General features: G+C 73.5%; 12 protein-coding genes and 2 pseudogenes. 6 read left to right on the forward strand and 8 right to left on the reverse strand.

All coding sequences use genetic code 11. The features are described 5' to 3' along the window. The first annotated feature begins 37 nt into the window (after nucleotides 1–37). Nucleotides 38–1,783, forward strand: coding sequence for a phospho-sugar mutase (locus A1QA_RS0101465; protein WP_017177163.1), 1,746 nt, complete (start codon nucleotides 38–40; stop codon nucleotides 1,781–1,783). Here A1QA_RS0101465 and A1QA_RS0101470 read toward each other — a convergent pair. From A1QA_RS0101470 to A1QA_RS13020, 8 genes are all read right to left on the reverse strand, one after another. Next, on the reverse strand, nucleotides 1,743–2,627 hold the full coding sequence (locus tag A1QA_RS0101470) for a metal ABC transporter permease (protein WP_017177164.1): 885 nt from the start codon (nucleotides 2,625–2,627) through the stop codon (nucleotides 1,743–1,745). The two genes, A1QA_RS0101465 and A1QA_RS0101470, sit on opposite strands and share 41 nt — an antisense overlap. Then, nucleotides 2,624–3,580, reverse strand: coding sequence for a metal ABC transporter permease (locus A1QA_RS0101475; RefSeq protein ID WP_017177165.1), 957 nt, complete (start codon nucleotides 3,578–3,580; stop codon nucleotides 2,624–2,626). Before A1QA_RS0101475 ends, A1QA_RS0101470 begins: the two co-directional genes overlap by 4 nt. Continuing rightward, entirely contained in the window at nucleotides 3,580–4,401 is an 822-nt protein-coding gene (locus tag A1QA_RS0101480; RefSeq protein WP_043508109.1) for a metal ABC transporter ATP-binding protein, read from the reverse strand. Before A1QA_RS0101480 ends, A1QA_RS0101475 begins: the two co-directional genes overlap by 1 nt. A gap of 17 nt (nucleotides 4,402–4,418) precedes the next feature. Continuing rightward, nucleotides 4,419–5,624: a metal ABC transporter substrate-binding protein gene (locus A1QA_RS0101485; protein WP_026048591.1), complete on the reverse strand. Its 1,206-nt coding sequence runs from the start codon at nucleotides 5,622–5,624 to the stop codon at nucleotides 4,419–4,421. A 129-nt stretch (nucleotides 5,625–5,753) separates the two neighbouring features. Further along, nucleotides 5,754–6,467 (reverse strand): hypothetical protein, encoded by a 714-nt coding sequence (locus A1QA_RS13015; protein ID WP_154652188.1) that lies wholly within the window; start codon nucleotides 6,465–6,467, stop codon nucleotides 5,754–5,756. Between the two features lie 82 nt (nucleotides 6,468–6,549). Next, a complete protein-coding gene (locus tag A1QA_RS0101495) occupies nucleotides 6,550–7,734 on the reverse strand; it encodes a mannose-1-phosphate guanylyltransferase (protein WP_017177169.1) in 1,185 nt (394 codons plus the stop codon). Between the two features lie 20 nt (nucleotides 7,735–7,754). Continuing rightward, the gene (locus A1QA_RS0101500; protein WP_017177170.1) at nucleotides 7,755–8,924 is read right to left on the reverse strand and encodes a YihY/virulence factor BrkB family protein; all 1,170 of its coding nucleotides are present in this window, start codon (nucleotides 8,922–8,924) and stop codon (nucleotides 7,755–7,757) included. Then, nucleotides 8,921–9,475: a 2'-5' RNA ligase family protein gene (locus A1QA_RS13020; RefSeq protein ID WP_017177171.1), complete on the reverse strand. Its 555-nt coding sequence runs from the start codon at nucleotides 9,473–9,475 to the stop codon at nucleotides 8,921–8,923. The genes A1QA_RS0101500 and A1QA_RS13020 overlap by 4 nt, the downstream gene beginning before the upstream one ends. A gap of 136 nt (nucleotides 9,476–9,611) precedes the next feature. Here A1QA_RS13020 and galK point away from each other — a divergent pair, with 136 nt between their 5' ends. From galK to A1QA_RS16740, 5 genes and pseudogenes are all read left to right on the forward strand, one after another. Next, complete coding sequence (galK, locus tag A1QA_RS0101510) at nucleotides 9,612–10,931, forward strand: galactokinase (RefSeq protein ID WP_017177172.1); 1,320 nt, start codon at nucleotides 9,612–9,614, stop codon at nucleotides 10,929–10,931. 190 nt (nucleotides 10,932–11,121) lie between these two features. Continuing rightward, the gene (locus A1QA_RS0101515) at nucleotides 11,122–12,165 is read left to right on the forward strand and encodes a permuted SH3 domain-containing protein (RefSeq protein ID WP_017177173.1); all 1,044 of its coding nucleotides are present in this window, start codon (nucleotides 11,122–11,124) and stop codon (nucleotides 12,163–12,165) included. Between the two features lie 38 nt (nucleotides 12,166–12,203). After that, nucleotides 12,204–12,913: pseudogene (locus tag A1QA_RS16730) on the forward strand (ABC transporter ATP-binding protein); the annotation flags it as partial. Nucleotides 12,914–13,548: 635 nt separating this feature from the next. Beyond that, a pseudogene (locus A1QA_RS16735) lies at nucleotides 13,549–13,788 on the forward strand (ABC transporter permease); the annotation flags it as partial. A gap of 235 nt (nucleotides 13,789–14,023) precedes the next feature. Next, complete coding sequence (locus A1QA_RS16740; protein ID WP_341858203.1) at nucleotides 14,024–14,341, forward strand: ABC transporter permease; 318 nt, start codon at nucleotides 14,024–14,026, stop codon at nucleotides 14,339–14,341. The last annotated feature ends 65 nt before the right edge of the window (nucleotides 14,342–14,406 follow it).

Below are 14,406 nucleotides of genomic sequence, written 5' to 3' on the forward strand. Positions count from 1 at the left end.
TCCGCTAGAAGGGGAGCCTGCCCTGTACGGTCAAGCCATGTCCCACTCCCCCAAGGTTGCCCCGACCACCGGGGTTGTCCGAACTACCGTCGCGCAGTGGATCTCTGAGGACCCTGATGAGACAACCCGCGAGGAGCTCGCCGAACTGCTCGCCCGCCACGAGGCGGGGGACCCCGGCGCCACGGCGGCCCTCGCCGAGGCCTTCTCCGGTCCGCTCACCTTCGGCAGTGCCGGCCTGCGCGGGAGGCTCGGCCCTGGTCTGGGCCGGATGAACCGGGCCGTCGTCATCCGCGCGACGGCCGGCCTGTGCGCCTATCTGTGTGAGGAGATCGGGGACGGCTTCGTCGTCGTCATCGGCTACGACGCCCGCCGCTGCTCCGATATCTTCGCCCGCGACGCCGCGGCCGTGGTCACGGGCGCGGGGGGCCGGGCCCTCCTCATGGACTCCCACTGCCCCACCCCTTTGCTGGCCTTCGCCCTGCGGGCGCTGGATGCGGACGCGGGCATCATGGTCACCGCCTCGCACAATCCGGCCCAGGACTCCGGTTTCAAGGTCTACCTCGGCGGCCGCATGGCGGGCGACTGGGACCGCGGCGCGCAGATCGCGCCCCCGCAGGACGCGGCCATCAGCGAGGCCATCGCCGCCCTGGGGCCCCTGGACTCGATCCCCCGCGCGGACTCCGGTTGGGAGCCGGTCGGGCCCGGGCTGCGCGAGGAGTACATCGAGCGTGTGGTCACCTCTGCCCGGACGCGCGCGGCCGCGGAGCTGCGCATCGTCCTCAGCGCGATGCACGGCGTGGGCGGGCAGATCTGCCTCGAGGCACTGCGCCGGGCGGGCTTCGACGACGTCATCGTCGTCCCCGAGCAGTTCGATCCCGATCCGGGGTTCCCCACCGTGGACATCCCGAACCCCGAGGAGGCCGGAGCCATGGACCTCCTGCTGAACCTGGCTCGCGAGAAGGGGGCGGATCTGGCCATCGCCCTCGATCCCGACGCGGACCGCTGCTCCGTGGCCGTCCCCGATGAGACGGTGCCCGGCGGATGGCGCCAGCTCACGGGCGACGCCGTCGGCATCCTCCTGGGCGAGCAGGCGGCCGAGCTCGCCGCCTTCACCGGCGCGGGCGTGCTGGCCTCCTCCATCGCCTCGGGCCGGATGCTGCGCAAGATCGCCCAGGACCACGGGCTGGCGCACCGCATCACCCCCACCGGATTCACCTGGATCAGCCGCGTTCCCGGGCTCGTCTTCGGCTACGAGGAGGCCATGGGCTACTGCGTCGACCCCGCCTCCGTGCGGGACAAGGACGGCATCGCCGCGGCGGTGCGCATCGCCCTCCTCTCCTCGGTCCTCAAGGCGCAGGGCCGTTCCCTGCTCTCGCTCCTGGACCAGCTCGCCCAGCGGCACGGCCTGCACCTGACCTGCCAGATGAGCGCGCGCGTGGAGGACCCGGAGATCATCGGCGGCATCATGCGGCGCCTTCGCGAGGGCGGGGCCCCCGCGAAACTCGCGGGCTCCCCCGTGGTGGATGTCTTCGACCTCCTCGATGGGGCGAGCGACGGCAACGGCGCGCAGCTCCCGCCGGCGGACGGGATCATCATCAAGACGGCCGCGGACGACCGCGTCGTCGTGCGTCCCTCGGGCACGGAGCGCAAGCTCAAGTGCTACTGCGAGGTCGTCATGGACGTCCCCGAGACCGAGGAGGTCTCGGCCGTGCGCACCGCCGCCGCGGATCGCCTCGCCCTCATCAAGGACGACCTGCGCGGGGTGCTGGGGATCTGCGCCTGAGCCCCCGCCAGCAGGCCGCCACCAGGTAGACCGCGGCGGCGACGGCGGCGATCATGCCGCCCACGGAGAGCCGCAGGGCCACACCGAGGGCGAGTCCCCCCAGCGCGCAGGCCGCTCCGAGCAGCGGCGCGGTGAGGAGCAGCCCGCGGGCGGAGCGCGCCGAGGGCGCCAGCGCGGCTGCCGGGGCGGCGATAAGCGCGATGGGCAGGATCGTGCCGACGGCGGGCACGAGCACCACGATCGTGGCGGTGATGAGGACGAGCACAGCCCCCTCGGCCCAGAGCGCCCTCAGGCCCGCGGCGCGATGGCCCACCGGGTCGAAGGCGTGGAAGACGAGCGCCCGCCCACTCAGTGCCACCACGGCCACCGCCACCGCCAGCACCGTGGCCACGGCGACGACGTCGACCCTCCCCACGTTGAGCACCGAGCCGGTGAGGAAGGAGTCGATCTTGAGCGGCAGGGGCTTGAACCAACTGGCCAGGAAGTAGCCGAGCGCGAAACCGATGGTGAGCACGATGCCCGCCGCCGACTGCGGCCCCAGCCCCTCGACGCGGGCCAGCACCCGCATGAGGGCGGCCATGGGCAGGCACATGAGGGCCGCGCCGATGAGCAGCATCGTGCTCAGCAGCTCGAATCCTGGGCGCCCGTGCCCCAGGGCCCCCGCGATCCAGGTGGCGGCGACGACGCCGAGGATCGCCCCGGGGAAGGTCGCATGGGTGAGTGACTCGGTGAAGAAGACCCGCCGGGACAGCAGCGCCAGGGCGCCGACGAGGCCCGCGAGGAGCCCCATGAGGAGGGCCTCGAGGGCGGGCAGGGCCAGCAGACCAGCGGAGACAGCGCTCATGCTCCCTCCCGCCCGCGCAGTCGGCGCCGCGCGGAGGCGGCGATGATCGCGCCCAGGAGCAGCGCCGTCGTCGCCAGGCTGACGGCGGCCTGCGGGGAGACCGGCCGGGGGCTGGGCATGACGGCGGCGAGCATGCCGAGGTAGCCGCCGAGCACGCCGGTGGCCACGGCGATGATGACCATGGGGCGCACCCGGTGGGCGAGGACCCGTCCGGTGGCTCCGGGGACAATGAGCGCCCCGATGACGAGCAGCGTGCCCACGGCCGTGGAGGCCGAGACGACGACGGCCGCGATAGCCGCGTTGAGGGCGAGGTCGAGTGCGAGGAGGCGATGGCCGGCGGCGCGCGCGCCCACGGGGTCGAAGGCGTAGGCGACCTGCCCGCGCCAGGTGGCGGCCACGAGGATGACGGCGACGAGGCAGGCCACGAGCGCGCGGGCGAGCCCGGCGTCGGTGATCTCCAGGAGGCGGCCGAACATGAGGGCCTCCAACTGCCCGGACATGTCCCCCGTGGCCAGGGACAGGATGATGCCCACGGAGAAGAAGCCGGTGAGCAGGACAGCGGTCCCGGCCTCGGCGCCCCCTCCCCCGGCCGAGCGGCGGGCCCCGACGGCGCGCCCCGAGTGGTGGGACAGGAGTGTCAGCCCGGCCGCGGCGATCATGGCCACGATCGAGGCCGCCGGGATGATCGCGTCGATCCCCCAGAAGGCGGCGCCGGCAACGATCCCGGGGAAGACGGCGTGGACGAGGGCCTCGGCGCTGAACTCCGCGCCCCGGAGGTTGACGAGGACTCCGACGACGCCCGAGACGATCCCCAGCAGGACCACCATGACCAGGGGTCGGAAGAAGAAGGGGGCGCTGGCCAGGGGGATGAGCCCGGGGACGTCGACGAGGGCGAGTCGCAGCTGCTCGACGGCGCCCGCCACCAGCGCGGTCAGTGGGTCGGCGCCGCTCATCATGCCGCCCCTGCCAGGGGGAGGAGCTCGTCGCTGCCACTCGCCCCGGCACCGTAGGCCTGCTCGATGAGCTCGGGTATGAGGACGTCCTGGCGGGGCCCGAAGGCGATCTGGCGCCCGGCCAGGAGGGCCACCTGCTCGCAGCACTCCCGGGCGATGACGAGGTCGTGGGTGGAGATGACCAGGGCGACGCCGTCGTCCTTGAGAGTGGCGATGATGCGCAGGAGGGCGTCGCGGTTGGGCTGGTCGAGGCCGTTGAAGGGCTCGTCGAGGGCGATGAGGCGGGGGCGGGCGGCGATGCAGCGGGCGACGAGGACGCGCTGCTGCTGGCCACCGGACAGGGTGCCGAAGCGCCGTCCGGCGGCCTCGCCCAGGCCCACGGCTTCCAGGGCGTCCAGGGCGCGCTGGAGGGCCTCGCGGCGGCGCGCTCCGAGCAGCGGGAGCGCGCCGAGGCGGGCCATGGAGGCGGTGATCCCCATGAGGACGACGTCGAGGACGGTGACCGGGAAGGTGGGATCGAGGTCGGCGACCTGGGGGACGTAGCCGATCGAGCCGCGCTGGGCCCTCCCGGGCGCTCGCCCGCAGACCTCGATGCGACCGGCGGCGACGTCGACCATGCCGAGCAGCCCGCGCAGCAGGGTGGTCTTCCCCGAGCCGTTGGGGCCGATGAGGGCGAGCGCGGTGCCCGGCGCCACCTGGCCGGTGACGCCGGTGAGCACGGTGGAGCGCCCGTAGGCGAGGGCGGCGCCGTCGCAGCGGACGACGGCGCCCCCGCCCCCGGGTGGCTCAGCGCTCACCTCAGTGCTCACCGCGCGGCCCATCGTGCTGCCAGCGCTGCTCACTGCGCCGCCGCCTTGGGGGTCCAGGTGGTCAGCGAGGCGGGGATGGGCGCGACGGTGCCGCCCCAGGCGTTGGTGAGCCCGGTGACGTTGTGGAGGATGGAGCCGATGTAGGTCTCGCCGTCGGAGCCGGGCTCGCCCAGGGAGTCGCCGTAGAGCGCCTCATCGCCGATGATCGCCTTGACGCCGGCGGTCTCGGCCACCTTGCGCACGGAGGCGGGGTTGTTGGAGTTCTCGGCGAAGATCGCCACGGCACCGGAGGCTGTGACGGCGTCGGCGGTGGTCTGGATCTGCTGGGCGGTGGCGTCCTGCTGGGCGTTGAAGTCGGACAGGGCCGCGCCCTCGAACTTCAGGCCGTAGGCCTTCGAGAGGTAGCCGAAGGCGTCGTGGCTGGTGAACAGGACGCGCTTGTCCGCCGGGACGGACTCGAGGCTGGTGCGGGCCCAGGTGTCGAGCTCGGAGAGGAGGCCGGCGTAGGCCTCGGTGTGCTCGTTGATGGTGGCGGCGCCGGCCGGCGAGGCCTTCGCCAGGGCCTCGCCGATGTTGCGCACCTGGACCATGGCTCCGGCGGGAGCAGTCCATACGTGGGGGTCGAAGCGGAACTCGGGCTCGGACTCGCCCTCCTCCGGGGCGAAGGGCCAGGGGGCGACGTCGACCTTCTGGCTGCCGCGCTCGACGGTGTAGGGCAGGGCTGCCTCCTTGGCCTTCTGGGCGTCGAGGTCGTCGACGTCGGCGGCGCCGTAGACGCCGGAGGTGACGACCATCGTCCCCTTGAAGCCGGTGGAGGTGACGGCGTCGTCGAGGAAGTGCTCGAGGTCCACTCCGGAGATGAGGAAGAGGTCGGCCTCGGACAGGGCGCGCGCCTGCGCGGCGGTCATGTCGTGCTCGTGGGCGGAGGCATTGGGGGCGAGGAGGCAGGTGAGGTTGATGCTGGCGCTGGCCTTCGCGGCCTCGGGGCCCAGGTGGGTGGTGGAGCCGTCGGCGCCGGTGCGGTCCAGGGCCAGGGTTTCCGAGCCGTCGGGCTTGCCACCGGTGGCGATCTGGGTGACGTAGTCGCAGATCTGGGTGGTCGAGGCGACGACCTTGACGGCGTTGGCCGAGCTTTGGGTGGCGGGAGTGGAGCAGGCGGCGACGGCGGGGACGGCGAGCGCGAGGGAGGCCAGGGCGACGGCGGCCCTGCGCCCCGGAGTGGGGATGGTTCTCATAAGGCGGAGCATAGTTTCGGGCTTCCGAACTTCGCAAACCCGAAACTTCTCACGCTGTGTTTGGCGGTGGCGCTGGGGCGCGATGGCTCGCGCCCATCCGGGCAGCTGCCAGTGACGACGATGCGGAGATCAGCGGGGAAGGATGAGGGCAAGGACTGTGGGCCAGTGGCCGAGGGCCTCCGGGCCGCTCCCCCGGCGCGCGCCCTCGCCGCGTGGGGCGAGGAGGTCGATCTCGTGGACGCGCCCGCCACTGGGCTCGTAGAGGCGCAGCCAGCCGGGGCCAGCAGTGGGGCCAGCACTCGGGCCAGCTGCCGGGTCAGCGGTGGCGGGGGCGGCCCCGCCCCAGGGAAGGGCGAGCACGTAGTGGCGCGGGATCGCTGGCCCGGCAGCAACTACCGCTCTCGCCCGGCCCCGCCATCCAGCGGGTTCGGCCGGGGGCCGCAGGAGCGGCCCGCCTGTGAGCAGGAGGACCGGCAGGCCGTCGGCGAGGTGGGCCCGGGCGTCCTCAAGCGCCTCGGGGAAGGCGCGGCCCGTATCGCGCGTCCAGCGCACCCGGTAGCGGCGTCCGGTGAGGCGGGCCAGCTCGCGGGCGAGGGACCAGGGGGTCGAGCCGAGAGCGCTCGGCCAGGGGGCCAGGCGCGCGATGGCACGGTGGTTGAGGGAGCGCTGGATGCCGCGCTGCGCCTGCGCCAGCTCCTCGGGCGACGGCGCCCCAGCCCCGCTGTCCGTTGCGCCGCCCGCCCCACTGGCGCCGGCCGCCCAGCTGGCGGGCTCGTGCCCCGCGAGGACGCGGGCCGCGAGCAGACAGGTGGCCCCGCAGGTGGTGGGGTCCATCTGGGTCATCGAGGTCACCGAAGCCACCGAGATCGCAGTCTCGAATCGCGCCTCGCGCCCAGCCTCCTCCGCCATTGTTCCCCCTCCAGGGCTACAGCAGATCCGTCCGGCCGCTCTCCTTGAGGCGGTCGACGGCGCCCTTGACGTCCTGGGCCCGCTCCGGCGTCGTCACGAGGAGGGCGTCCGGGGTGTCGACGACGACGAGCCCGGGGACCCCGAGCAGCACGACCCGCCGCCCGGTCGTCGAGGCGACGAGCGCGCCCGGGGAGTCCACCGCCTCGACGTCGGCGGCGGGGCCTCCCTGGCCCGCGTCGTCGAGCACGGCGAGGCCCGCGGCGGGCCCCTCGGCGCGCACGGGGACGAGCGTTGACAGCGCGTCGAAGCCGCCGACGTCGTCCCAGCCCATGGCGGCAGGAACAGTGGTCACTCCCCCGGCCGCGGCCACCGGCTCGGCGATGGCGTGGTCGATGGCGATCCTCTCCAAGCCGGGCCACACGCGCTCCAGGACCTCCGCGCGCCGCGGGGTGTCCCAGGCGGCGGCGATCTCCTTGACCCCGGCGGCGAGGGCGGGGCGCTGGTCGGCGAGGTGGTCGAGGAGCACCCCGGCGCGCACGACGAACATGCCGGCGTTCCAGCGGTACTCGCCGGTGGCGAGGTACTCGGCGGCGGTGGCGGCGTCGGGCTTCTCGGTGAAGCCGAGGACCACCCGGCCGTCGGGGGCGCCGGTCACGGAGGTGGGGCCGCCGGCGTGGATGTAGCCGAAGGCGGTGGAGGGGTGCGTGGCCTCGATGCCGATGGTGACGAGCCACCCCTCCTCGGCCAGGGCGGCGGCCTGGCGGACGGCGCCGGTGAAGGCGGCCTCGTCGGCGATGGTCTGGTCCGCGGCGAAGGAGCCGACGACGGCGCCTGGACCGTGGCGGTGGGCGATAACGGCGGCAGCCAGGCCGATGGCGGCCATGGAGTCGCGGGGGGAGGGCTCGGCGAGGATCGACTCGGCGGGCACCCCCGGCAGTTGGGCGGCGACGGCCTCGACGTGGGCGGTGCCGGTGACGATCGTCGTCGTGGCGGCGACGGGCTCCAGGCGGGCGACGGTGCCCTGCAGAAGGGTGCGCCCGGCGCCGGTGAGGTCGAGGAGGAACTTCGGGCGCTCGCGGCGGCTGAGCGGCCAGAGCCTCGTGCCCGCGCCGCCGGCGGGGATGATCGCGTGGATGGGCTTGCCCTGGGGTGCGCGCGCGGCGGGGATCTGGGCCGCGGGAGTGGCGGGGGAATCGGTCATTGGCCCAGGTTAGCGGGTGCTCAGCCCTTGGGAGGGAGCTCGCGGCCTGGCGGGCGCGCCTCGTCCTTGCCGCCGGCGGGGGCTCGGGCTCCGGCTGGCGCGGCTGGCAGGTAGTCGGGGTGCTCCGTGGGGTCGACCTCGACGGTGCCGGTGAGGGACTGCCGGGGCCAGGAGAGGGTCTCGGGAACGGAGAGGGTGACGTAGTTGGGGCGCCCCTTGCCGTGGACCTCGTCGGGGTGCTCGATGAGGCTGGGGCGGGGAGGGTTGGCGATCCAGGCGGCGACGATGAGCAGGATGCGGCTGGCCAGGTGGAGCCAGAGGATGAGGATGATGATCGCGGTGAAGGAGGCCAGGAGCGGGTTGTGCCAGTTCGACCCGACAGCGCGCGAGCCGATCTCTCGCAGGGCGCCGAAGGCCAGCGCCCCCAGGCACACCCCTTCGAGGAGGTCCTTGCGGGGGACGCGGATGCCGAAGGCGGTCAGGAGCAGTGCCAGCACGGCGGCGTCGACGAGGAAGGACACGGCGATCGCCACCATGTGGGTCCCGGCACCACTGAGCCAGGAGGGCAGTCCGATGTACCGGGCCGTGGAGCCGGTGAGCGCGGCCGTCAGGGCGGAGGCGATGGCGGTGGCCAGGACCCCCGCCATCATGACGAGGAGCGCCACGAGGTTCCACGCCCAGGCCCGCACGGGGTTCTCCGGGAGGCGGGCGATGCCGAACATGGCGCGCAGCGCGGTCTTGAGGACCCCCATGAGGGCGACGGCGGAGTAGAGGAGGAATCCTCCCGCGGCCAGCGAGCCGACGTTGAGGGCCGAGCCGAGGGTGAGCTGGTCGATGGTCACCAGGCCGCCCGAGCCGGTGTCGATGACGCCGGGCAGGGCCTGGCCAATCTGCTCGAGGACGCGGTCGCGCAGGGCGGGGTGGCTGCCGAGCAGGCCCATGAGGATCGTGACGCCGATGGCCAGGGCGGAGAACACGGAGAACAGGCCGGTGTAGGCGATGCCCCCGGCCAGGAGGGCGCCGCGCGCCATGGAGTAGCGGGCGAGCGCCCGCCCGAGCCGGCTGGACTTGAAGCGGTCGAGGAGCGCGGCGGCGTCGGCGCGCAGGGAGGCGAGCGCGGAGACAATGGCGGGGACGATCGAGGGGATGATCGTCCTTCCCTTGCCGCCGCTGCCGCTCCGACGGCTCACGCTGGCGAGGCTCCGCCCAGGGGGATGCGCGCCAGGAGCGCGCAGTCATCGCGGCGCAGGGAGTGCAGGAGCACCTGCCCGGCGGTGAACGCGGCGTCGAGGGCGGCGCCGGCCCGCATGGCGGCGTCGAGCGCGGCCTGGCCGACCTCGTGGGCGAGGGTGACGTGGGGGTGGAAGGGGAAGCGCAGGGGGGCGCTCAGAGGCCCGGAGGCGTCGCGGATGTCCTGCTGGAGGGAGCGCAGCGCGTCGCCGCCGACGATCACCTTGAGGTAGGCGACGGCGCTGATGGGCAGGAAGGTGGAGGCGCCGGACAGGCGCAGGTCGATGGGCGCGTGGGCGCGGGCGACGGCGGCCAGGTGCTCCTTGATGGAGTCAAGCCGGTCGGTGGGCACCGCCGTGGGCGGCAGGAGGGTGATGTGGGGGGCGATCCGGGCGGCGAGCGGGTCTCCGGCGTCGCGTCGGATATCGCGGATGGCGGCGGCGAAGGGCTCGGGAACGGGCACGGTAATACCGACCACGCTCTCACGGTCGGCAGGCTCAGGGACCTCCATGACCCTCCTCTCCGTGCGTTAGGGCGCACTCGGCGGTCTCATCGGGCGTCCGCGGCGGCGGGGTCCACTGCGGGCCGACCAAGCCTAACCCGCATCAGCCCACACGAGACACCACCAGCGTGGCACGATGAGCGGTATGAGCGACCTCACCACCGGCGCTGGAGCGCCCGACCCTGTCCTCCCCCAGCCCCCCGCCTTCTCCCCCGCCCTCAGCGATGCTGAGGGGATCGCCCAGGCCACCGCCCTGTTCCGCGAGGCTTTCGACGCCGAGCCCGACGGCGTCTGGTACGCGCCGGGGCGCGTCAACATCATCGGCGAGCACACCGACTACAACGGCGGCCTCGCCCTGCCCATCGCCCTGCCGCACCGCGCCTTCCTGGCCCTGAGCCGCCGCAACGACCGCACCGTGCGCCTCATCTCCCCGCAGACCCGCGAGGCGGTCGACGTGCTCGACCTCGATGCCATCGGCCCCAAGGGCACGCCCGGGGAGGTCCCCCAGTGGGCCGCCTACATCGCGGGAGTGGCCTGGGCCCTTGAGCGCGATGGCCTCGGGCCCCTGCCGGGCTTCGACGCCGCGCTGGTCTCCTGCGTCCCGCTGGGCGCGGGCCTGTCCTCCTCGGCGGCCCTGGAGTGCGCCACGAGCGTCGCCCTCGACGAGGTCGCCGGGCTGGCGCTGGCCGGGCCCGCCGACGCCCCCGCGGACGCCGGCCGCGCCCGCCTGGTGACCTCCTGCGTTCGCGCGGAGAACGAGATGGCCGGGGCGCCCACGGGCGGCATGGACCAGTCCGCCTCCCTGCGCTGCCACGCCGGTCACGCCCTCGAGCTCGACTGCCGCGACGGCGAGGTCACGCATGTCCCCTTCGACCTTGCCGCCGAGGGCCTGGCGCTGCTCGTCATCGACACCCGTGCCAAGCACTCGCTGGCCGATGGGCAGTACGGCGCGCGCCGCTCCGCCTGCGAGCGCGCCGCCAAGATCCTCGGCGTCGAGCTCCTGGCCGATATCGAGGCCGACGGGCTGGAGGAGGCCCTGGCCGCCCTGCGCGAGCGCGGGGGCGAGGAGGCCGAGGTGCTGGTGGCCCGCACCCGCCACGTCGTCACCGAGATCGCCCGGACCGTCGAGCTCGTCTCCCTCCTGTCCGACGGCGCCCCGCTGGCCGGCCAGAAGCTGGCGAGGGTCGGCGAGCTCATGGACGCCTCGCATGAGTCGCTGCGCGTGGACTACGAGGTGACCTGCCCCGAGCTGGACGTGGCCGTCGAGGCGGCCCGCGCGGCGGGCGCCCACGGGGCGCGCATGACGGGCGGCGGCTTCGGCGGGAGCGCGATCGCCCTCGTGGACGCCGACCGCGTGGACGAGGTGGCGCGCGCCGTCGTCGCCGCCTACGAGCGCGAGGGCTTCACTCCCCCGGCCTTCCTCGACGCCGTCCCCAGCGCCCCCGCGGGCCGCGCGGAGGCCTGAGACGCGGAGTCCTGAGGGCCGAGCGCCGTTTGAACAACGGACGTCAGATCAATCTCATTCCCCAGGGAGGATCTGACGTCCGTCGCTCGTCTAGGCTCCTGCCGGCCCGGGGCCCTCCCCTGCCCCGGGGCGCGCGCTGGCTGCCCCACCGGGCACCCGCGCAAGGATGACCGCCGATGATGGAGCTCCAGTGAAACGCTATGTCCTGCCCTCCCTCAAGATGCTCATCGCGATCGCGCTGACGAGGATCGCCTTCTTCCCCGGCGATGACAAGGGTCCGGCGGCGGATATCCAACCGGGCGTCTCCGCGGCGACGCAGACCTCCACGGCCGTCATCGGGGACATCTCCAACACGGTGAGCGTCAAGGGCCAGGTGGTCGAGGACGCCGCTGTCAACGCGCCGGCGACGCTGGGCGGCGTCGTCGACTCCTTCGCCGTGGAGAAGAACCAGTGGGTGGAGTCCGGGGCGCCCCTGCTCTACATCAAGCGCACTGAGGCCGGCGAACCGGTCACGCGCACCGACGCCGAGGGGAACACCACCCAGGAGCAGGGGTCCCCGAAGGTCACCTGGGCGACGGTCTACGCCCTGGCCAGCGGCGTCGTCTCCTTCAACGTCATCAAGGCGCAGGAGACGACCGTGGGTACGACGGTCGCCACGATCGCCCCGCGCACCTACTCGGCCAAGGGGACGATCACCGCGGCGCAGCAGTACCAGCTGGTGAGCGCCCCGACCTCGGCCTCCCTGTCCATCGAGGGAGGCCCGGCGCCCTTCACCTGCAGCGGCCTGACCATCGGCACGAAGGCGCCGTCGACGACGACGACCTCCGCCGACGGCTCCACCTCTACCACCACCGGCGACGGCACCACGGTGGAGGTCCGGTGCCCGATCGCCTCGGACCAGAAGGTCTTCCCCGGGCTGCCCGTGACGATCGGCATCGACGCCGGCAGCGCCACCGGGGCGCTCCTCGTGCCGGTCACCGCCGTCGAGGGCAGCGTCACCAAGGGAAACGTCTGGGTGGTCACCGACCCGGACAAGCCCGCCGAGGCGGTCAAGAGGGAGGTCGCCCTGGGGATCACCGACGGCGCCACGATCCAGGTCACCGATGGCCTCAAGGAGGGGGACACGGTGCTCACCTTCGTGCCGGGCAAGGACGTGCAGCGCACCGGCACCCCCAACACCTGCGAGCCGGACAACTCCGTGTGCTACGACGAGAACGGCAAGGAGATCCTGTGAGCGGCGCGGACACACCCCGCACGGGCCCCCTGCTGTCCATGCGGGGCATCGCGCGGACCTTCCACGTCCCCGATTCCCCACCCCTGCATATCCTCACCGGCATCGACCTGGACGTGAGCGCCGGGGAGCACCTGGCGATCGTCGGGCGCTCGGGCACCGGCAAGTCCACCCTCCTCAACCTCCTCGGCCTCATCGACGTGCCGACGGCGGGGCACTACGAGGTCGACGGCATCCCGACCGACCGCCTCGGGGAGGCGCGCCGAGCCCTCCTGCGAGGGCGGACCTTCAGCTACGTCTTCCAGTCCTTCAACCTCATCCCAGGCCTGAGGACCACGGAGAACGTGGCCGCCCCCCGCTCCTCTATGACACGGGGAAGGCCTTCTGGACCCGGATGAAGCGCGCCGAGGAGCTCCTGGAGGCCGTCGGGCTGGGCAACCGGATCGGCTCGTCCATCGAGCGGCTCTCCGGCGGCGAGCAGCAGCTCGTCGCCATCGCCCGGGCGCTTGCCAGGCGGCCCCGGGTCATCCTCGCCGACGAGCCCACCGGCGCTCTCGACGTCGACACTGGCGCCCTGGTGATGGACCTTTTGGAGCGCCAGTGCCACGAGAACGGCGCCGCGCTCGTCATCATCACCCATGACCTCGCCGTCGCCTCGCGCGCGCAGAGCGCCTACCGGCTCGGCGACGGCGTGCTCACCCCGATCGAGGTCGAGCGGCGCGAGGCGGGCAGCCTCGAGCAGTTCTCCGAGGCCGCCGCGGCGGGGGCGGGGGCCGTCGGGCCCGGGCTGGGCGCCGTCGAGCCGGGGGGGCAAGCACCACCGGGACCGGACCGGGCGCCGTCGAGCCAGGGGCTGGACCCGCCACGGAGGAGGTCGCATGACCCGCGTTCTCACCGCCTTCCTCGGGGCGATCATCGAGGCCTGGGCGCAGCTGCGCATCGGGAAGGTCCGCGTCATGCTCTCCCTCGTGGGCGTGGGGGCGGCCGTCGCCGCCATGACCTTCGTCATCGCGCTCGGGCAGGTCGCCGCGGGCGCCATCAACAAGCAGATCGAGGCCAGCACCGGCCGTCCCGGCACGGTCGCCATCGAGATCAGCCCCACCGGGCACGGCCCTCGCCGAGGCCCTGGGCACCGACCAGGCGGGCCCCTCGGAGGCATCCGGTTCCACTGGTTCCTCAGGCTCCTCGGCCGACGGCGGCGCGGCGGGCAACGCCCCTGGCGGGGCGGGGGCGCCCTCCGGGCCCGGCGCGCCCGGCGGTGCGGGCGGGACCGGGCCGGGGACCGCCCAGGGCGCGTCGTCCGGCGGCGATTCCTCCGGGGGCTCGGCGCTCGCCAAGCGCCAGCGCGTGACCGCCGCCCAGAGCGCCTTCATCGAGCGCTACGGCGTGACGTCGTGGGCGACGAACTACAGCACGACCACCCGCTTCGGCTTCCCCGAGGGCGGGCTCAATGTCAAGACCACGGTGGTGAGCCGCCAGTACGGGATCATCCACCACACGAAGGTGGCGCAGGGCCGCTGGTTCAGCGCCGACGACGAGGACGACCTCTCGCCGTCGATCATCGTCTCCCAGAGCTTCCTGGACGCCCTCGGCGTCACGAGCCTCGACGCCCCGCTGACGGTTCAGGGCTTCAAGCCCGGGCGCGCCACCTACACGATCGTCGGTGTGCTCAAGGCCGAGGACAACTTCGGCTGCTACGCCACTGACGCCAATGGCAATGAGGTTCCCTGCGCCTCCCCTCCCGAGGCGATGGTGCTGGCCGGTCCCTATGAGCGGGGCCTGAGCCAGGCCGTGCTGGGGCAGCTGCCGATCCCCACCCTGGAGGTGTGGGCGGGCAAGCGCCCGCATCTCCATGGTGACGGTGCGCCAGCGCATCCACGAGATCGGGGTGCGCCGCTCCTTCGGGGCGACGAGCCGCCGCATCTTCTTCTCCATCATGCTGGAATCGGTGGTGGCGACCGTCGTGGCCGGGGTCATCGGAATCGGCCTGGCGATCGTGGCCCTGCGCTACTTCCCACTGGAGTCCTTCCTGCGCCTCCCCGTGGACCCGTCGACGCCCTTCCCGGTGTCCGCGGCCCTGGTCGGCCTGCTCGCCGCGACCGGTGTGGGCGCGCTGTCCGGGATCATCCCAGCGATCGTGGCCGTGCGGATCCGCCCCATCGACGCGATCCGCTACTGACCCCGCCCCCTCGCCGAGACCGGGCGATCAGCACGGCGAAACCGGGCGAACAGCACCGCGAGATT

Source organism: Actinomyces timonensis DSM 23838 (assembly GCF_000295095.1).
GTDB lineage: Bacteria > Actinomycetota > Actinomycetes > Actinomycetales > Actinomycetaceae > Actinomyces > Actinomyces timonensis.